The organism is Vibrio variabilis (assembly GCF_003263785.1).
Taxonomy (GTDB): domain Bacteria; phylum Pseudomonadota; class Gammaproteobacteria; order Enterobacterales; family Vibrionaceae; genus Vibrio; species Vibrio variabilis.
Window position 1 is genome coordinate 61,526 of sequence record NZ_JYJK01000085.1, and the last position, 20,555, is coordinate 82,080.

Consider the following 20,555-nt stretch of genomic DNA (forward strand, 5'->3'; position numbering starts at 1 on the left):
AATTGTTCAAAACTTTGAACGGGATTCTAGAATAAAGTGCGGTATCGAATGGAGATATAGAAGAGGTTTGATGCGATTTACAGTGTAAAAATAGGCAATGATAGATTTTACACTGTAAACACTCATACCGTTTACAGTGTAAATCTGGTGTACGAAGAAGCTAGGTCTATTTACACTGTAAAACAGACAACAGTTTAGAGAGTTCTTGACGAAATGCTTGCTCGGCTTGTTTCTTACCGGCAAAGCCAAAATACTCCGCCACCATTGTCCAGCTCCACTCTTGGATAACGACTGCCACAATAAGCGTGCTCACGTGTTCACCATTAAGTGACAATGCCAACGGTATGAGCGGCATCAAGAAAGGCCGAACCGAGTTGAAACTGTTCCCTCCCCTTACATAGTTTGGTACCAAAGAGGAAACAGGGATAGACGACAGAGATTTAACCTCTGAGCTTTTAAGTAAAGAGAGCGCAAGCGATGGGTCGACATCCTGAGCATGCGTGCGAAGAGCAAAATGTAAGGAATCACCAAACTGATTGCGAGCTTCATCGATCCATTCAACACTTTCTGAAGAGAGCGGGCAAATGAAAGTACTGCTGTAAGTGCCGCTTGCTTTGTCTTTCGCACTACCAATACGAACAGGTAAAAAACCGTTTGTTTTCCAGAAACGAACAAGCTCAGCTGTCGCGCCAAAATTTGTAGCGAGATAATCTACATTGCCTTTTGCCACCTGAGACAACGCAGTCAACATTTCGCTTCCTAGACCTTTACCTTGCAATAGTGGGTGGACAGCAATTCGCATCACACGAAGACACGATTGCAACGCAGCTGTGGATAATCCGAGGTGGTTTGATAATTCCACAGGCACCAGATGGCCGGCGGGACGAGCTCGACCTAATTGAACACGTTCAATTAGATCGCGGTCTAACTGCCCTTCCCTGTTCACCAAAATACTACCGACTACGATGTCGTCGTAACTCATGATATAGAGCTTCATGGTTTTACTGTTTAACAACCACATAAGGTCATTTGGCGACGTTTGGTAATGGGCATTAACCAGTAAAGCGAAAGCCGCATCGAGACGCTCACGATTCAAAGACGCGCTCTTGGCATCGAAAGTCTCCCAAGTTAGTGCGTCGCGTCGAATCGGTTCTTTAACCATAGGTTCAGGCAATGCGCTGAGCTCTGCATTCAACAAGAACGTAGATGAAGCCCACGGCTCTAATAAATCATACTGGCTCCACCGAATTGGGGAGTCGAGGTGATAGTTCTTAGCGCCTTTCCGATTCTCAGTTAACCACGGAAGAAACTTAACACTAAAACCACGGCCACATCCTTCGTAACCATGGATGGTGGTGCTAATGACCATTCGATGATAGTGCTCCACCATTCTCTTTAGCATCGAGATAGGTAACGCAGCCGCTTCATCGACGAACAAAAAATCACAGTTTGGCTTGGTCTGTAACAGTTCGTCTGGCGCAATAAACTCGAGTGTTACGCTAGAAGCAGATAAGCTCTGTCCCTCCAGTTCCCTGTTAAAATGCGCGAGTGCTGATACCACTGAGGATTTGCTTGGCGCGGTAATCAAAACGCGTAGAGGACGCTTTCCATTAAACCGAGCAGCAGCAATACCCAGCGCGCTGCTTTTCCCACGGCCGCGATCGGCGGTTAGAACAAGCGGGCGTTTTCTGTGTCCCGTGACAACATGATGAATAAGCTCTATCGCCTGCTCTTGCTGTTCAAATCGGTTAGTAGCGCTAGTTGATGAAAGCGATGCCAGACGGGTATCATCGTCTAAACAAAACAAACTCGGCTGTGCCACTTCTAAGCTACTTTCTTCAAGCGTTGGCAACTCTGAGATTGCACCGACAAGCCAAGGATGGAGCGAAGACTTTTCAGTGTGCAGCAAAATAAGCAACCCACCACCGACCAGAGTACCGAGCGCAGCATTAAAACTGTTAGCGTCAAACTGTTCATCAATGGTGACCACTAACATCTGCGTATCTTGCCCTAAAAGGCGCTTACCTTGATTGGGGGAACATTTACAAGTCCGTCAATGTTTTCCGAACCTATATGGAATCGAGATTGCGGGGGAAAGTGCTCCACAACCAGGGCAAGCAAAGTTTGCTGCATTGTGACTCGCCTTTTAAGACCGTTACTGCGCGAACAAATTGGGTCTGAGCGAGCTGCTGCAGTTGAGTTATAGAGCTTAGCTGTGCATCAATACGAGAGGATAGAGAGTGATTTGCCATGGCGACGTCATTATTAGAAACCTTGGCCAATCTTAGCACAAAAAAATACCCCGCTCTTGCGGGGCATTGTTGTGGTACTTATTGCAGCTTTTGCTTCAAAAACTCTAGGATTTGTTCCATGGTCTGGTCATCGACCTTTTTCAGGTTAATCGCTAGGTTTGGCCCTTTGCGCGTATAGCTTGCACGGCCTTTAACTAAATCAATCTTTGTCACTTTGGCACGTTTTGGCGGCGACAGTTCATGGATCCAGTTTTCTAGTGTTTCAGACACATCTTTGGTGATGCGAGCAACGCCCTGCGCCTGGCTCGTTTGCCAAACGTACCCTTCCGACTGCTGACAACGATCAATGAGTTTAATCTGGTTATCTTTATCGAGTTCACTAAACTGCTTGTGCAATCTAACAATCGTCGGGCGCCCCAAGTCACTCACATTTGGATAGGCTTGAAGTAGCTCCAATGGTAAGTCTGCGGCCTTGAGAGCACCACTTACTAACGCTTCGCTGCACTGGAACATTTTTGCCAATGCTTTTTGGTCTTCTGCTTCACCATTTTCGAGTTTAGCGAGCATTTCTTTGCCTTTTTCATAAAGTGAAAGAGGCTTATGAGCATTTGCGACATCAGAAAGGAACTTAGCGTGTTCAGAGTTAATGTTATCCGCAACGTAAATCAGAAACTCTTTTTGCGCCAAGATACATGACATTCGACGGCGACTACCATCCAATACCTCGATGGTACCGTCGGCTTGACGGCGACCAACCGCTGGGTATTGCTGACCTTTGTCGCGCAATGTAGCTAATACATCTGACAATGCATGCTCGTTTAAAAAAGATTGCTCACGCGCGTTTTCTTGGAAAACAAATGTTTTTGTTTCGACTTCATTTGCTGGCACGCGAACCAATTCAAACGACACAAGTTCTTCACCTGCTACAGACAGTTCAATCACTTGTGCCTGCTCTTTTGCAGCGGTTTGTGCCTCTTGTGGTGTCGTTGCGCGGCGTTTATTTGCTTTACCAAATAGCTTGGCGTTTAATTCTGAAGTTTTAATTGCCATTTCTTACATTACCCTTGATTCAGTGAAGCCCAGTTGCTGTGCAATACTCTTTCTAACTCTAGTGCACTTTTTTGAACAGCGTCTTGAGCAACAGCCAACGTTTTCTTACCCCCTCAAAATCAGACGCCGTCAAATCGAAAACCGTGCTGTAGGTATCAGCACAAGTCTCAAATGCACGGCTTCTAGGGATGGTGGCCATCATCACTTGATCACCAAGTAAGTAGTTCATTTCTGTTAGTACCGACACTTGCTTCTTATTGTCATCTTCAAACATCGTCGGCATTAGACGAACGAACTCTAGCCCCTTCCAGTCTTCAGGGAACATCTCATAAACCGTTGGCAAGTGCTGGAAGAAGTTCACTGTTGACGCCCAGTCAAGACGTTTGGCGGCACATGGAATTAGCAATGCGTTAGATGCGTACATTGCATTCCATACCAGTGGATCTACGTGAGGACCGGTATCAATCATAATGACATCGAAGTCTTCAGCAATCTTGTCGATCAGTTTCTCTTTCAGAAGTTTAACGATGTCGAGAGATTGGCTTTGCGACAGCGTTTGCCACGCTTCAGCGTTAAACATGGCATCTTCTGGAAACGCAGATACCGTTTTAAGATTTGGATATTGCGTTGGCAGTAGTACGTTACGACGAAGAAACTCTAAGTCAATCTCTGTACCTTCTGGGACATTTTCCAACATCACATCAACCGCAGAATAGATATTCTCGTGGTCAGCAACGCTGATTTGTGGATTTAGGAACAAACGAAGTGAGCCTTGTGGATCAAGGTCAATGAGACAAATACGGTAGCGTTTATCTAGATTCAACGCCAAGCAAGCCGCCAGGTGTACAGCACTCATCGACTTACCCGTACCACCTTTTTGGTTTTGTACGTTGATGATCCATGGCTTGTTGTTAGCGCTATTCTTGCGCTCGTGGAACTTAGGAACGCCTGCCGCATCCATTAACATATGCGCTTCTTGCAGCGAAATAGAGTAGTGATTGGCGTTGTTTTTCGTAAACTGATGACCGCCCAGCTCCATCTTACTGATGGCATCATCGAGCTTTCTGCGAGTTAGGCCAGAGCGCGTTTCCATCATCGCTTTTGACATCGCTGGGAAGTGGTCATCACTGCGCTCTTCCAAAACGATTTCAATACGATCCGCTTGTACTTGCTGAGTTTGCTCTGCAAGTTGGTAGAGATTATCTATTGTTTGTTCTCTTTTCATACCCAAGTTCCAACCAAGTAACCTAATTGTTTATGTACAGCAATATCGTACAATCTCAAGAAAAAGCTGTCCACTCATCAACATAGATTATTTACATTAATTTGACTGGTATCTAGCTCTATGATGATTATTTGCGCAAAGTATCACCAAATAGTAAGCCTTTCTATGAAGAAAAGTACCCTGAAAACTAAAAACTTTGAAAGTGTTACCGCGTCACATATTTACAATGTAAAGACAGATTCTATCGGAACGATACAACCTAGCCTATAAATTACGGAGGTTGCTCATTTGAAGACATGTTGAGAATGACCGCTCACATCTTAGTATTGATGAGACTGAGAGTTTGACTGTTCTGATTAGTGAGGAAAGCATATCAATCACAAGACAAAACAACATTGGAACAATGATCAAGGTATCCTCTTGATCATTGTTTCGGGAAACAGTTAGACTACGAAAGCATGATCAAGGAACTCTCTCGCACCAGAGCAGATCGACTTAATCCCAAACGATGATCATCTTTAGCGGAACAATGATCAAGTAATTAAGCACCACGGAAGCATGTAAAAACTCGGTTAGATTACGGCTTAAGTCCCGCGAAACAAAGGATAGTGCGCTAATTGGCGCATAAATGCACTGAAATCGAAACGCGGCAGTTATTAAGTTAAATCACTTGATCATAGTTCCGGAGATGTCTCAGCCAAGTGTATAACAACAAACCGTTAATCGGATTCGATGGCTCGCAAAATTGTCTGTATTACAAAGCGACAATTTGACTATTTCTTCTTCAGTCGGATTCCACTTGATCATGCTTTCGGAGTAAAACTTGAGGATTGACCAAGATATTCTCCAATCTACACACAGCTTTTCTACTATTTCTGTGGATAACTTGTCACTAGATGATGATCATTGATCCGAAACTATGATGATCAAGCTTTCAATATTTCGGTGATCATGCATTCGGGATGAGTTGATCATGCTTTCAAAATATGATGATCATGGTTTCGTAATGGTGTTGATCATAGTTCCGTGAGCCCCTAAAATAATTATGCATAATTTCAGACACTTACAGGGGCTTTCTCTCGCAGATCATAAGATCAATTAATCAATTAAGATCAGTATAATCATAAAGATCAGTCTTTTTACCAATAATCAAAATAGCGCTTTATTTATGATCTAAATTTCATTATTCTATGGAACAATATCGAATTTACGGATAATGTGATCTAGATCCAACCATGAGCAGTGAAGATAAAATCTTGATTCGATCCCCACGGGATCACAAAGGCGGACACCTTTTTGAAGTCACGGAAACAGCCGTTGATTGGATCGAACAGTATCAACATTTCAAAGGTGTAACCAAAAGTATACTTGAGTTATTGAATCTCATTTCCCTGCGTGGATTCAGCTCAAAAGACGGTTATGTTTCAACAACTGAACTGATTGACGCAACGGATGGCAAGTTAACTCGTGCAGCAATTCAACAGCGATTGCGTGCCGCAGTAAACATCGGTTTGTTCAGCCAGCATGGTGTAAGATTTGAAGAAGGACTGGCTGGCAAAACCATGCTTCATCGCTTTATCAATCCTAACCAGCTTGTATCAGTGCTTGGTGCAACCAGTCTGGTAACGGAATCCGTTAAACAGTCAGAGAAACAAAAAAAGTCCAAAGCACTCGCTCAAACTCAAGTTAATAAACGTCTTCTCAACGAACACGGTTTGTATACGCCACCAGCAATGCGCGATGAAGCCGATCAATTCGTTGTCTCTCCTACGAACTGGGCAGGGATCATCGATCAAGCGCTCGCACCACCTAGAACTCGTAAAAGTTATCAAAAATCAATGGTTTCGATCTCCGGAACGAAAGCTGTGATCGAAACGCGTTCTTCCAAGAACATCATGACCGTTGATGATCTCATGACACTGTTCGCGTTATTCACTCTTACCGTTCAGTATCACGATCATCATCATGAGGAGTATCATCTTGATGCGAAGCACGTGCCTAACAAAACGCCACTCTATATCACTGATATCCTGTCATTACGTGGCAAAAAGGACAGTGGGCCGGCACGTGATTCAATTCGCGACAGCATCGATCGCATTGAATTTACCGATTTTCAGTTGCATGAACTCACAGGCCGTTGGCTGAGTGAAAACATGCCGGAAGGCTTTAAGAGTGATCGTTTTCGATTTTTAGCAAGAACGATCACGGCATCTGAGGAAGCGCCCCGTGAAGGCGCGGATGGTGAGATTAAGATCAAGCCAAACCTGTACATTTTGGTATGGGAGCCATCATTTTACGAAGAGCTTCTTACTCGAGACTATTTCTTCTTGTTCCCACCAGAGATCTTGAAGCAGCACACCCTCGTGTTTCAACTTTATTCTTACTTTCGTAGCCGTATGGCTCGTCGTCATACCGATTCATTGATGCTGTCAGATTTGAATCAGAAATTGGCTCGCAATATTGAATGGCGTCGTTTCTCTATGGACTTACTGCGTGAGCTTCGTAATCTTGCTGAACATGTCGAGTCACCAAACAAGTTTGATGTCAATTTGTGGGGCTACCACTTAACGCTGACATGCCACGATCCGGATGCAAAACTGCCTGATTTCCAAGTCGATATCCGCTGTGACGTGGAAGAAGTATTGCGCTATTCACGTGCTCGCACTACCAATGCGGGCAAGCGTAATATGGCGCCAACGCTACCTAATCCACTGCGCAATGAACTCGTGACTCGTAAGCAGCTCGATGAACTGTCGACCATCATTGATGGTGAATTTGAGCCTATCCAACGTAAAGCACCTTCTCCTAGAGGCAATTTAGGCCGCCGAGTTAAGCAACGTAAGCATTTGGTAGAGATCAATGCCGATGAGATCACCATCATTCTATCCAAGTACACCTCACCAGAGGCTCTAGAACGCAGTGTAACCGCTTTGTCTGCCATGACGGGGCATTCGATAGCTTCGATCAAACAAGAGTGTTCTGAGCTCATGGAGAAGCTCGATTGGTTACGTGTAGATGGGGATATCATCGCTTATGAAGTTTTGAGTCGCGTAGTAGAACTTTACAACTCTCGTCAAGAGAACAAGCATCTATCTATCGAAAGGTTGATTTCAGCGCTCGCGGTGCGGAAGAAAGTATGCAAGCAAGTGTACGAAGGCCATATTGATGAGTCGGTGTTTAGAGTATTGGATGAGGTGTCGGTTTAACAACTTTCGAAATTGAAAAACCGTAATTGAAAAACCTTGTTACATAGGTCGTTAGATTTGTTGGTATTTACACATAACGCTGACAGTGTGCTGACATAACAGCCAGTCCCTCTGGCTATTATTTATCCCGAATAGACAACCTTTTGTCCTTTCTAATGAAATAAGTAGATTGGCTCATATTGTTACATTCATTCTGATATATTTTTTGGCGAGTTCGTTTGGACTCGCTTTTTTTTTATCAAAAATTCACCAATGTGCTTAAAGTTGCATTGAGCTACAGGGCAATAGCATCAAGGGATAGCGCGAAAAAAAAGGAGATCTGGATCAAGTCGATTTTCTGAGGTGGAATCTCCTAAATGTACTGCCGTCTTTCGCGGATTTCAAAGTTTATAAACACCTTTCCAACACTTCTGATGAGAATTTCCGAGCCAATCACATTCTGACTCAGTTTTTCTTAACAACAATTTTGTCGTTTGCTACAGATTAGGTGTCCAGACATGGTTCATCAGGAGGTAACAATGTCCATCAATTCAATCGACCATGACCAAATGACATCCATCACCAACAAGTGGGATCAATCTGAGGACTTTCAAGAGGAAATACGTCCTGCAAAACAAGCGAAATCCGCTGATGCACGACGCCGCATTGAAGCATTAAGAGAAATCAGAGAGAGCGGCCTTTCGTTAGAAGAAGCGAAAGAGTTAGGGCTTATCCACTAAGCAACTCTATACAATGGTGATGGAGCAAAAGAGTAGGGTGGCATAGGCCACCCTTAGTTTTATCTAACACCCCGACACAACGCTCGTCAGCACCCGTCGGTACGCCTTTCATTTGAGTTTGCTACGCCAACGGTGATATATTCTCTGCCTTGCCAACACTAACCGATATAGAGAACCATGTCGTATAACCTGTCTTTGCTTCCCCCAGCGGAAAAAAACAAAGTGGAACTTGATAAGCAAGCTTCTTTTGTCGTTTGGCAAATGAAGGAAGCCAAAGCCGGTCCTGAAGCGATTCGCGAACAGCTAGAGCGCATTCAGGATGACGCTGAAAAAGCATGGTTTGAGGCGTGTGTGGACAAATACAAAAAGATGATGGGAGTGATGTAACACTCTTCGTTGCGGCATAGAATTGAATTGTGACGACGATTTGCTAAAATCCTCCGCGTTAAATTGAATTAGAGAGAACATCCCAATGGGAAGAAGTTTTGAAGTGCGCAAAGCCTCTATGGCGAAGACACAAGGCGCAAAAATTAAAGTTTATTCCAAGTACGGTAAAGAGATTTACGTTGCTGCTAAAAACGGTGGTGCCGATCCTGAAATGAACCTGTCGCTTAAGCACCTGATTGCTAAAGCAAAGAAAGATCAAGTTCCAGCGCACGTTATCGACAAAGCGCTAGATAAGGCCAACGGTGGTGGCGGTGAAGACTACCAACCAGCTCGTTATGAAGGTTTTGGTCCTGGTGGCGTGAGCGTGATCGTTGACTGTCTAACGGACAACGGCAACCGTACTTTCCAGGATGTTCGTCAATGTTTCGTTAAGACTGGTGCTAAGATTGGTAGCCCAGGTACTGTGGCGCACATGTTCGACCACCAAGCTGTTATTCAGTTCAAAGGCGACGATGAAGAGTCGGTACTGGAAGCACTTATGATGGCTGACGTTGATGTGACAGATATCGAGCTAGACGATGGCGTAATCACGGTATTTGCCCTCACACTGAATTCTTCAAAGCGAAAACAGCGCTGGCTGCTGAGTACCCAGAGCTGACGCTCGATGTAGAAGAAATCACTTTCGTGCCACAAACGCACACTGCAATCGCTGGCGAGGACGCGGAGAAATTCCAGAAGTTCCTAGATATGCTAGACGACTGTGATGATGTTCAGCAGGTTTACCACAACGCTGAGCAATAATTAGGACACTTTCCCCTAAACAGTAACGAAAAGGAGCGAACTTGGGTTGGCTCCTTTTTTGGATCTTAGGGAACGCTAACTCGGTCAAATTTCCAAAACTCTCCCCACTACCGAGTGTGTGGTTGTTAACACTTTTATCAACCCACACTGCTCGATAAGCACAAATTTTCTTACTGTATGAATGGTCAGATACCAGGCTAACAACGCGGACAACAAAACAATTAACGACATGGACAACACAAACTCTAGGGTCAACGATGGTCACGAGGTGTTATTTCGTCGCCACCGCACGCCGACAATAGGTGTCATTTTGCCGATGTTAAGTGGCTTCTACATGGGCGAAATCACCAGTACACTCAGAGCCTACGGCGTTGAAAACGGGATTAACCTGATTTTTCTTCGTGTCGGCCACAATCGCGACTTTGATATTCCCTTTGCCTTTGATCACATCGATGGGCTTATTGTCGTGCTGCACGCGGCCGCGAGTGCATTGGTCGAAAAAGCAGTACAGAGAGGAATACCCGTGATCTCTGTGGCGGCCAGTTACGCGCCATTGGAAGTTGAGTCTCTGTCGAGTGACCAGGCGAGTGGCGTAAGCGCGCTGTATGACCACCTGGTAGGGCTTGGGCATGTTGATATAGGGTTCTGTGGCGATCTCTCTGTTAACGACGTTAGAATGCGTTTTAAAGCGTTTCAGAAACGTGCCGAGCATTTTGGTGATACGATTACCAAGCGGCACATCCTCAATGTCAGCAACACCGCTTTGCAGGGGGCAGAGAAGCGTATGAGCGCTATTGGCAAGACAATGCTCCTTGCAGTGCGGTCATCTGTGCTACCGATCATATTGCTGTCGGTCTCATGGAAAGTCTGTCTGAAAATGGAATTTGCGTTCCGGAGCAGGTGGCGATTGTTGGCATTGACAATATTTTCATGGGCGAACGCACGCAGCCAAGGTTAACGACGGTGGATCAGCAACTTGAACGCCTATCCGTTGCTGCCGTAGAGCGATTGATGGCGCGCTTATCGGGTGCACCTTACGCAAGCGATCTTGGCTTGATTGAGCAATCCATGGTTGTGCGTCAATCTTGTGGTGCGACAAGCCCAAGCCACACCCCGCAGTTTACGATTCGTAATCAATTACTTAGTCATTCTGAGCGCTCACCCGCTGAACTGCACGAGACATTATATTCACAAGGGCAATCCGGATTCTCTTCTATTGTGAACGCCAGTTGTTTGTTTGACACACCGGTTGCATGGGCAATCAATGGTGTGAAATCGGCTATCGACAGCTGTGTGGTTGGTTATGCGCACACTGATGGTCGTCAGCTCAGTAGCGTTGAACAAGGCATTCACTTTCCAACGGAAACCTTCCCTGTCAGCAGTCTGTATTCACTCCCTGAATCATTTGTGATGACCTTACTTTGTGTCACTGATAGGCAAGAGGGTCGCACCGAAGTGATGGCGATTGTAGAGCCGATTGAAGGCCAGCCTGATCTTGCGAAACTTTCCAGCTATCACAATTACCTCGACATGCTTGCGCTGTTCTTGCAGCGTGACTTGCTGTTGAAGAATTCGCAAAGCCGAGCGCAGATCTCAAGTGACCTCGCGAATCAATTGCAGGTGGTGAGCCATTCATCTAACGACGCTATTTGGGACTGGGACTTACTGACTGATAAACTAATATGGAGCAGCCGGTGGAACGATATTCTCAAGTTCGACAATGGTGAACCCAACACGCAAGTACTGACCAGTCGTGCCTTTTTCGATTTGGTACACAGCGACGATATCGATGATTTAGAGCAGAAATTACTGGCTCAAATCGAGCAAGAAATTCCATTTAAAGTGCAGTTTAGGTTGCGTCGAACCGATGGTGTCTATGTGTGGGTATCCTCCACAGGTAAAGTGATTTGCGACAAGTTTGGTCGTCCGGTTCGATTTCTTGGTGCCATGACAGACATCACTGAGCAAAAGCACTCAGCAGATAGAATTCGTCAATTAGCCTATCATGACCCGCTAACTGGCCTTGCCAACCGCCGTATGATGACGGACAGCCTCAAGGCACACATTGCAGAGAAAACTGAGCGCCCATTAGCCCTAATGTTAATGGATCTGAACCGTTTTAAGTTCGTCAATGACACCTACGGCCATGATGTGGGCGACGCCTTGCTATTGCATGTCTCCAAACAGCTCTCAAAAGTTGTGAGACGAAACGATTTAATTGCGAGATTTGGCGGTGATGAGTTTCTACTGATGTGTGATGTAGAGACGTCAGCTCAGGCTTTAGAGCTTGCTAGCCGCATACTGAGAGCGGTAGAGAAGCCGTTTTTCGTCAATGGCAGTGAGTTCAGCACTCAGGGCAGCTTAGGGATAGCGTTTTATCCTTTTGATGCGAATAGCGCGGATGAGCTGATTAAAAAGGCCGATATTGCCATGTATCGAGCCAAGCGTTCGAAAAGTCGAAAAGCGGCGCTCTACGACTCGACGTTGGAGCAAGAAAGTCAGCAACTGCTCACTATTGAGCAGAAACTTCGGCGAGTGATTGCCAATGGCGAGCTGGATGTGTGGTACCAATCTATCTACAACTCAGAGGACGCAGGGGCAGTCAGTGTTGAAGCGCTCGCGCGCTGGAAAGATGAAGACGGGCAATACATTTCACCGCAGCTTTTTATTGGGGTGGCTGAGGAATCTGGCCTTATTGTTAAACTGAGTGAGTTTGTTCTTAAGCGTGTGTGTGAGGATCTCGCGAATAAGTTGATCGATGACGGCATAAGTGTATCGATCAATGTGAGTTCGAGCTTACTTTGTCGCCCACATTATGCGATAGAGTTTGTTCAAACCATCCTGTCTCATGAGCTGTCACCGTCTCAGTTTACCGTGGAGATCACTGAGAGCATTGCATTGAGTGACTTTGAACAGTGCCTTCGAGCACTGAATACGCTAAAAACGGCGGGTATTCGTATTTCTCTAGACGATTTTGGTACCGGCTACTCTTCACTCTCCATGCTCAAGCAGCTCCCTTTAGATGAAGTTAAGATTGATCGCAGTTTTATTGCTGATTTTGAAACCGATTTAGCCCATAGCGCGCTAGTGGAGTCAGTGATCACCATGTCTCACGCATTTGGCTACGATGTTGTAGCTGAAGGGGTGGAAACCCAAGCGCAGTACTTGAAGCTCAAGCAGATGAATTGCGATATGTTTCAGGGCTTTTGGTTCGCAAAGCCCCGACCAATCAGACATGTAGCGCAGCCTTGTTGCGCTGAGATCTAATCCACCTATATCGAGTTTCCGAAAGCATGATCAAGGCAAATACCTTGATCATGCTTTCAGTATTTGATCTTTCACAAGAGCAACACAAATCTCTTTCATGTTGTACCTGAATACTATCGTAGTGACCGTCAGGCCTTTTTGGTGTACAAAGGCAGACAGTATCAACCTAAAGCCGTCAAAGCCCTGATAGATGCGATTCTTGCAACCGCTCGTCACATGGACACGGCCGTAAATCCGAATCAAAAAAACAAGGAGCCGAAATGAAAAGTAAGTTTTATTGGACTGGGCGTTATGGGATACCCAATGGCAGGACACTTAGTGAAAGCAGGCTTTGAAGTGTGTGTGTTTAATCGCACGACAGAAAAAGCGCAGCGCTGGGCGAATGAATACGCGGGACAATATGCAGAGTCGGTAGCGGAATGTGTCAAAGATGCGGATGTTGTGGCGGTCTGTGTGGGCAACGACGATGATGTTCGTCAGATGACGACAGCAGAGCAGGGCGCGATTGCATCAATGAAATCGGGTTCGGTGCTCGTTGATCACACTACGACGTCGGCAACCTTGGCTGAAGAGTTGGGAGCGGCATGTGAAAGCGCTGGGATTCGTTTTATGGATGCCCCGGTTTCCGGTGGTCAAGCGGGCGCGGAAAATGGCGTGCTGACCATTATGTGTGGTGGTGACGCTCAAACCTTCGATGCCCTTCAACCTATTTTTGATGCTTATGGCAAGTCTTCGGTACTGATGGGAGAGGTGGGTCAAGGTCAGCGTGCAAAAATGGTGAACCAAGTATGTATTGCTGGCGTGCTTACTGGGCTTTCAGAAGGTTTACTGCTGGCTCAAAAGAGTGGCTTAGACATTCCTTCGCTGGTGGATTGCTTGAAAAATGGCGCAGCAGGTTCGTGGCAGATGGAAAATCGTGCCAAAACCATGGACAAAGAACAGTATGATTTTGGCTTTGCCATCGATTGGATGATTAAGGATTTGGGTTTCTGTTTGGATGAGGCTCAAAAGCAGGGTGTTGCATTGCCTTTGACGCAGCAATCTATCGAGCGTTATCGCGCTTTGTCGGAGTCAGGTGAGGGGCGCTCTGATACGTCGGTACTGTTTAAAGCGGTGCGAGCAGACGCAGAGAAATAACCTTTACAGTGTAAATAGGGTGAGCAGGATGTTGAGAGGCTGTGACTTGGCGGCTAATCAATCGATGCGACAATTATCGCAACGCTTTTTGCCCGTAAGCCAGCCCGACACCGTATAGCGGTGGCGGGCAAATTTCAGGTAACACCAATCACATATTGGCCTGAGCAAAGGCCAGCGCGTAAAAGCGTAATAGTGTCCTCGGCCGACAAGGCGCCATGCTTGGTACGTGACGTCTAATCCCTCCCAAAGTACCCCGTTTTCGTCATAGGCATGCAATCGCTCCGAGGCTGCCTTCTGATCAATGTCTGGGTAGCTTCGAAGGCTTCAGAGAAAATGTCGACCAACTGAATAGCATTGTGGGTGTCATGCTTCTTCAGAGCGGTCATTTCTTTGACGCAAAGCGGGCACTGACCATCGTAAAATAGGATGAGTGATGTCGGCATAGAACCTCAGCGATTAACTACTGGTATTAGAATCTATATTTAATACTTGCTTCCAGTTGTAATCGATCTCTTGATACGTGGCGATACACTTATCTTTTTGTTCATCAAGATAGTCTTTTTCAATCTCGTCGAGTAAATTGCTGTGGCTGTCGGGATCGCTGCCATAAACTAAGCATAAGGTACTGAAATAGCGCTGTAAGTCGAAGCTGTGCTCGCCAATGTATTCGTAAAAGTCATAGTAGTCGGGTCTATCTTCAGACTCAAAAGCGAACATGTCAGCCGCACTAATGGTCGCACCTGCTCCTTGTTCAACGTAATTTAGCATGATGACTGCAGCGAAATTATCGACGGCATCTTCTTCTTTGCCCAAAATTGGGATGCTTGATCGGCGATGTAAGCGTGCCCAGCTTCATGAAGTAGAGTGTGAAGCAGAGTGTCTGTGGCACCTTGTTGCGCAGGCTTTCCAAATCGATTTTGATAGTCATTTTTGGTGAAGTAGTTAAGAGAGTCGGTATAAAATGCGTACGGCATGTGCACGGTATGCGTCGATGGATCATAGAGAGGACCGTCTTCGCCGCCATATTGCACAGTCAGCGCTTGATTGAACGGGAAGTAGTCGTTGGACAGCTCGACCAGCAGCTCATTTGCACCGCTTTCTTTGATCGCCTGCTGCGCGGTTTTGTCCGCGGAAGATAGTGGCTGTTGGTAACTTATGGCGACTTCAGCATACGCTATTTGGGTAAGAAGCAAGCCAGTTGCGAGAGCAATACGTTTCACGATAGTTCCCTTATTGTTTGTATTATTTAGTTAAATTAGTCGATCTTGCGAGATTGTGTTACCATTCGGCCTTAACCAGTGTAGTTATTCTTTTGGCCTAAGGCATCTCTATGTGTCTCAAAGGCTTCAATACACCCAGCGCGAGTCGTTTGGGTTGTCATTATGTCGACGCTTCCTCGGCACTCAAAAAGTTATGGATATAGAAACAAGGTCGTTTGGTGATTTTGCAGAGATCGCCAGCTATCCTATTTTTACTACACTAAAATATCGAATCGAAACCTCATTAAGGAAGATGAGCGATACAGCAAAAAAAGAGGTCATATGAACGACACCATCTCTGTTGGCACGTTAGAATCTTTTTTGATCGCAATCAGCGTTCTTTTTCTTGGTCACATGATTAACAGCAAACTGCCTGTTCTTCGCAAGTACAATATTCCAGAGCCCATCGTCGGTGGCTTGATCGTCGCCATCATAATTACCGTGTTGCACTTCAACAATATCAATTTAGAGTTCTCACTACCGTTACAGAAGACCTTTATGTTGATGTTCTTTGCAACCGTGGGGTTGGCGGCCAATTACACTCAGTTGATGAAAGGTGGTGCCAAAGTTTTTGTGTTCCTTGCGATCGCCTCTATTTACATCATCATTCAAAACAGCGTCGGTGTCGGCCTGGCTACCATGCTTGGTCTAGAACCATTGATGGGGTTAATTGCCGGCTCTATCACGCTTTCTGGAGGCCATGGTACTGGTGCCGCGTGGTCCACGACGTTTACTGAAACTTACGGCATTGCAAATACGCTTGAAATTGCCATGGCTTCAGCAACGTTTGGTCTTATCATTGGCGGTATCATTGGTAGTCCCGTCGCGCAGCGCTTGATAGACAAGAATGATTTTGAGTCTGAGTACGGACGCGGCAATGATACCCACGAGCGTTTTCCTGAGCTGGTTACCTACAATGAATACGAACGCGACCGAGTAACCGCTAAAAAGGTGGTTGAGGTTCTGTTTATCCTTCTTGTTTGTGTCACAGGCGCTAAGTATTTACACGAGTGGGTAAATACATTTGAAATCGAATGGTTGATGATCCCTGACTTTGTTTACGCTCTGTTTATCGGTGTGTTCATTACTAACATATGTGAAGTGACAAAAAGCTACAAAGTGGATGCAGAGACTGTGGATATTCTTGGTACGGTTTCGCTTTCTCTTTTCCTAGCGATGGCTCTGATGAGCTTGCAGCTGTGGAATATCTTTGACTTGGCGATTCCATTCTTAGTTATTCTTGGTGTTCAATCTGTCGTTCTGGCTATTTTCGCTTACTACGTTACCTTCCGTGTAATGGGTAAAAACTACGATGGAGCAGTGATTGCGGGTGGACACTGTGGCTTCGGCTTAGGTGCGACGCCAACCGCTGTCATGAACATGGGCTCGATCGTCAATCGCTTTGGCCCATCGCCTCAAGCCTTCATGGTGGTACCTATTGTTGGTGCGTTCTTTATCGACATCGTCAATCTCATCATCCTACAAGGGTTTATAGCCGTCATCGGTTAGCCTCAACCAAAGTTGTATAAAGTCTCGTTTTTGCGAGACTTTTTTTCGTTTTTGAGACACATGGTAATCACTTCTTATTCATAGTTCCAAATGATGATCTAATCTGTTATCAAGGATTCAGTTACAAGGGAAGCTCACTTTTAAAAAAATAAAAAAAGGGTGAGTGGCTAGAGGAATTTACATGCGCCTGTTTAGCTGTCGGGTCGTTCAAGGAGTAGAACATGAGTGTGTTTACATTACATGGCTTAACGCAAGTTTCAGGTACATTAGTTATCGATGCCAATGGGCAATCGGTGGTTCTCCCGCTCGGAGCAAATCCTCGACCTGGCGATGTGGTCGTCCGTGTCCTCAATAATGAAGAGGTCGGAGATGAAATAAACATTGAGCTGGTTCAAGAAAATGGCTCGGCTGAGGAAATCGAACTCGACTCCGATGCTGAGGCTATTATCGCTCAGATTGAGCAGGGTGAGGATCCGACCCAAAATGAAGAGCAGGCGACAGCGGCTGGTGGAGGCCTCAGTTCGAGCCTTGTGACTGTTGGCTCAGTAGCGCGAGTAGGCGATGAAACCATTGCCGTCACAAGGTTTGATACCTCTGGATTAGAGGCTCAAGGTTTAACGCAAACTCAGTCCCTTGCCCTATTGGACGCATTGGGGTTTGTGCCACCAGAAGTCACGGCGATTAACCTTGTGTCTGAAGAAACTGGAGTTGCAGAGGGCCAAAGCTTTGACTTTAGCGTTAGTTTGAGTGATGCGCCCCCTCTTGCCATCAACATTGTTATTCAGTTACCTGAATCCCTAGACGTTGACCTCAATGGTATAACGTTCAGCGAGGGTGTCACCTTGACGGGTAACCTCTTGAATGTCCCAGCCGGCGTATCTAGCTTCAATATTGTCATTCCTACAGTAGACGATGATATCGTTGAACCAACCGAAAATTACAGTTTGATTGTCGGTGGAGTCGAAGCTTCCGGTGACATTTATGACAATGATAAACCTGCGATCGAGTCTATCACACAAGGAGGCAGTGATGATGGTGTGGTGGAAGGTGGAAACTTAATATTTACCGTCGTGCTGTCTGAAGAAACTCTTACAGCCGTTGAATATGCGCTTGGACTTCCTTTATCTCCAGATGTTGACACCTCAAACGTCAGTTTTACCAATGGTGTCACGTTGACCGATGGCACTCTGAATGTGCCGATTGGTGTGACTACCTTCGACATTATCTTGCCGACAGTGGACGACAACCTTGTAGAACCTACTGAGACCTACACATTGAATCTTGATGGCGTAGAGTCAACGGGTAGCATTGTTGATAACGATAAGCCTTCAGTGGTATCGATAGATGTCGGTGGTGATACCGATTCCGCTGTCGAAGGTGAGAGTCTTATTTTTGGTGTGACGCTCTCTGAAGCGACCTTGTTACCTGTCGAATACCCACTGACGCTACCTGATTCCGATGATGTAAACACATCGAGCATTAGCTTCACCAATGGTGTGACGTTAGTGGATGGCAAGATCAATGTTCCAGTGGGCGTGACCACCTTTGACATTATCCTCCCAACGGTGGACGACCAGCTTGTTGAGCCTACAGAAACCTATACGTTAAATGTCGATGGCGTAGAGTCTACAGGCAACATTCTCGATAACGATAAGCCATCAGTGACCTTGATTGATGTAGCCGGTGAGGATGACTCGGTAGTGGAAGGCAGTGACCTTGTCTTCAGCGTCACTTTATCTGAGCAAACACAATCTCCAGTGCAATACCCTCTAACCCTACCTGCCTCTCCCGATGTCGATACAACAAATCTTAGTTTTAGCAACGGCGTGACCTTGACCAACGGTATGCTCAATGTGCCAGCCGGTGTAACTACGTTCAATATCGTTGTGCCAACGGTGGATGATGAGCTTGTTGAGCCGACAGAAACCTACAGCGTATCTGTTGATGGTGTGGATTCTACAGGTGCAATCCAAGATAACGATAAGCCATCAATCAGCTCGATTGATGTGGTTGGTGGTGATGATTCTGTTGTTGAGGGTGACAACCTTGTCTTCAATGTCACGCTCTCAGAGCAAACTTTGTCACCGGTGAAATACCCGTTATCACTCCCGGTATCTGAAGACGTTGATACGACCGATATCAGTTTCACCAACGGCGTAACACTAGTAGATGGCATGGTGAATGTGCCGATCGGTGTGACAACATTTGATATCGTGTTACCCACAGTGGATGATGACATTGTTGAGGCAACTGAAACCTATACCTTGTCGCTGGACGGTGTTGAGTCCACGGGCTCAATACTAGATAACGATAAGTCAACGGTCACTTCAGTTGCTATTTCTGATGACACCGTCGAAGAAGGGGGAAACCTAGTTTTCACCGTGACGCTATCAGAAGAGACGCTTTCTCCCGTTGAGTATTCGCTAACCCTACCTGCATCGGATGATGTCAACACTGCGGGTATCGAGTTCACCAACGGTGTTACCTTGGTCGGGGATGTGCTCAACGTACCAATTGGTGTTACAACATTCGATATTATCTTGCCGACAGTGGATGATGAGATTGTAGAGGCGACGGAGTTTTACGATCTTCAAGTTGATGGTGTTAGTTCAACCGGTACGATCTTAGACAACGACAAGCCAACTATCACATCGATTGATGTTTCTGGTGATGATGATTCTGTTGTGGAAGGCAATAATTTAGTCTTCAGTGTGGTGCTTTCTGAAGAGACGCAATCGGCGGTCAACTATCAACTCGACTTGCCACTGTCTCCAGATGTCAGCATCTCTGATGTGAGTTTCTCTAACGACGTAACGCTTGTGGATGGCGTGCTTAATGTGCCAGCAGGTGTCACTCAATTTGATATTGTGCTGCCAACGGTCGATGACGAGCTTGTTGAGCCAACCGAAACCTATACGTTGTCTGTCGATGATGTCCAAGCCACAGGCAGCATTTTAGATAATGACAAGCCATCTATCACTTCGATTGACGTTGCTGGCGACGATGACTCTGTCATTGAGGGCAACGATTTAGTTTTCAATGTCACGTTATCAGAGCAAACCTTATCACCGGTGGCATACCCTCTTACGTTGCCAGCATCCTCTGATGTCGACATTGCCAACATCAGCTTTACCAATGGTGTAACGCTCGCAAATGGTATGTTAAATGTACCTGTTGGCGTCACAACGTTTGATATTGTTCTGCCGACTGAAGACGACACTATCGTCGAGCCAACTGAAACTTACACGTTAACGTTAGATGGCGTTGAGTCGACTGGGACTATTCTCGATAATGATAAGCCTTCGATCGCGTCTATTGATGTTGCTGGTGGTGATGATTCAGTCATTGAGGGTAATGATCTCGTCTTCAATGTGACGTTGTCAGAGCAGACGCAATCACCCGTAGAATATCCACTAACTCTGCCTGCTTCCCCTGATGTCGATATTTCGAGTATTGGTTTCTCCGACGGCGTCACTTTGGCTGACGGTATGCTTAATGTGCCTATCGGCGTAACGACCTTCAATATCATTGTACCAACCGTGGATGATGAACTGGTTGAGCCAACTGAGACTTACACATTAACTGTTGATGGTGTGGATGCGACAGGTAGCATTCTTGATAACGACAAGCCGTCGGTGACTTCGATCGAAGTCGCAGATACGGATGATTCTGTGCTTGAAGGCGACGACCTGGTCTTCAGTGTAACACTGTCTGAAGCCACCCAATCCCCAGTAGAATACCCT

9 protein-coding genes and 7 pseudogenes are annotated in these 20,555 nt (G+C 45.9%); 10 read left to right on the forward strand and 6 right to left on the reverse strand.

The genetic code is table 11. The features are described 5' to 3' along the window. Positions 1–166: 166 nt before the first annotated feature. The 4 genes and pseudogenes from TZ48_RS26625 to TZ48_RS15030 form a co-directional block, all read right to left on the reverse strand. Entirely contained in the window at positions 167–1,162 is a 996-nt protein-coding gene (locus TZ48_RS26625; protein WP_476723319.1) for a GNAT family N-acetyltransferase, read from the reverse strand. Between the two features lie 39 nt (positions 1,163–1,201). Next, positions 1,202–2,029 (reverse strand): annotated as a pseudogene (locus TZ48_RS26630) (tRNA(Met) cytidine acetyltransferase TmcA domain-containing protein); the annotation flags it as partial. Between the two features lie 301 nt (positions 2,030–2,330). Beyond that, on the reverse strand, positions 2,331–3,302 hold the full coding sequence (locus TZ48_RS15025; RefSeq protein ID WP_112479752.1) for a ParB/RepB/Spo0J family partition protein: 972 nt from the start codon (positions 3,300–3,302) through the stop codon (positions 2,331–2,333). An 8-nt stretch (positions 3,303–3,310) separates the two neighbouring features. After that, positions 3,311–4,527: pseudogene (locus TZ48_RS15030) on the reverse strand (ParA family protein). 1,235 nt (positions 4,528–5,762) lie between these two features. On the opposite strand from TZ48_RS15030, the gene TZ48_RS15035 reads away from it, so the two are divergent. From TZ48_RS15035 to TZ48_RS15070, 8 genes and pseudogenes are all read left to right on the forward strand, one after another. Continuing rightward, positions 5,763–7,733 (forward strand): replication initiator protein RctB domain-containing protein, encoded by a 1,971-nt coding sequence (locus TZ48_RS15035; RefSeq protein WP_112479753.1) that lies wholly within the window; start codon positions 5,763–5,765, stop codon positions 7,731–7,733. A 518-nt stretch (positions 7,734–8,251) separates the two neighbouring features. Then, entirely contained in the window at positions 8,252–8,452 is a 201-nt protein-coding gene (locus TZ48_RS15040; protein ID WP_112479754.1) for a PA3496 family putative envelope integrity protein, read from the forward strand. A gap of 177 nt (positions 8,453–8,629) precedes the next feature. Then, positions 8,630–8,839 (forward strand): DUF3283 family protein, encoded by a 210-nt coding sequence (locus TZ48_RS15045; protein WP_112460367.1) that lies wholly within the window; start codon positions 8,630–8,632, stop codon positions 8,837–8,839. A gap of 85 nt (positions 8,840–8,924) precedes the next feature. Beyond that, positions 8,925–9,640, forward strand: a pseudogene (locus TZ48_RS15050) (YebC/PmpR family DNA-binding transcriptional regulator). A gap of 229 nt (positions 9,641–9,869) precedes the next feature. After that, a pseudogene (locus tag TZ48_RS15055) lies at positions 9,870–10,406 on the forward strand (LacI family DNA-binding transcriptional regulator); the annotation flags it as partial. A 41-nt stretch (positions 10,407–10,447) separates the two neighbouring features. After that, positions 10,448–10,669 (forward strand): annotated as a pseudogene (locus tag TZ48_RS26155) (substrate-binding domain-containing protein); the annotation flags it as partial. Between the two features lie 501 nt (positions 10,670–11,170). Then, entirely contained in the window at positions 11,171–12,907 is a 1,737-nt protein-coding gene (locus TZ48_RS15060) for a putative bifunctional diguanylate cyclase/phosphodiesterase (protein WP_338062279.1), read from the forward strand. Between the two features lie 276 nt (positions 12,908–13,183). Beyond that, positions 13,184–14,044: an NAD(P)-dependent oxidoreductase gene (locus tag TZ48_RS15070; RefSeq protein ID WP_275426448.1), complete on the forward strand. Its 861-nt coding sequence runs from the start codon at positions 13,184–13,186 to the stop codon at positions 14,042–14,044. A gap of 57 nt (positions 14,045–14,101) precedes the next feature. On the opposite strand, the pseudogene TZ48_RS15075 reads toward TZ48_RS15070, so the two are convergent. Together TZ48_RS15075 and TZ48_RS15080 are read right to left on the reverse strand one after the other, a co-directional pair. Further along, positions 14,102–14,487, reverse strand: a pseudogene (locus TZ48_RS15075) (thiol-disulfide oxidoreductase DCC family protein). A 13-nt stretch (positions 14,488–14,500) separates the two neighbouring features. Beyond that, positions 14,501–15,267 (reverse strand): annotated as a pseudogene (locus TZ48_RS15080) (DUF4344 domain-containing metallopeptidase). 318 nt (positions 15,268–15,585) lie between these two features. Between TZ48_RS15080 and gltS the strand changes: the two are divergent. Together gltS and TZ48_RS15095 are read left to right on the forward strand one after the other, a co-directional pair. Further along, positions 15,586–16,812, forward strand: a complete 1,227-nt coding sequence (gene gltS / locus TZ48_RS15090) for a sodium/glutamate symporter (protein ID WP_112479758.1) — start codon at positions 15,586–15,588, stop codon at positions 16,810–16,812. A 221-nt stretch (positions 16,813–17,033) separates the two neighbouring features. Beyond that, positions 17,034–20,555: Calx-beta domain-containing protein (locus tag TZ48_RS15095; RefSeq protein ID WP_420822941.1), on the forward strand; the 3,522-nt coding region annotated here is incomplete at its 3' end.

Coding starts and splice junctions, on each gene's coding strand:
- TZ48_RS26625 (WP_476723319.1), bottom strand. CDS start 1,162: ATGGTTAAAGAACCGATTCGACGCGACGCACTAACTTGGGAGACTTTC.
- TZ48_RS15060 (WP_338062279.1), top strand. CDS start 11,171: ATGCTTGCGCTGTTCTTGCAGCGTGACTTGCTGTTGAAGAATTCGCAA.
- TZ48_RS15040 (WP_112479754.1), top strand. CDS start 8,252: ATGTCCATCAATTCAATCGACCATGACCAAATGACATCCATCACCAAC.
- TZ48_RS15045 (WP_112460367.1), top strand. CDS start 8,630: ATGTCGTATAACCTGTCTTTGCTTCCCCCAGCGGAAAAAAACAAAGTG.
- TZ48_RS15035 (WP_112479753.1), top strand. CDS start 5,763: ATGAGCAGTGAAGATAAAATCTTGATTCGATCCCCACGGGATCACAAA.
- gltS (WP_112479758.1), top strand. CDS start 15,586: ATGAACGACACCATCTCTGTTGGCACGTTAGAATCTTTTTTGATCGCA.
- TZ48_RS15025 (WP_112479752.1), bottom strand. CDS start 3,302: ATGGCAATTAAAACTTCAGAATTAAACGCCAAGCTATTTGGTAAAGCA.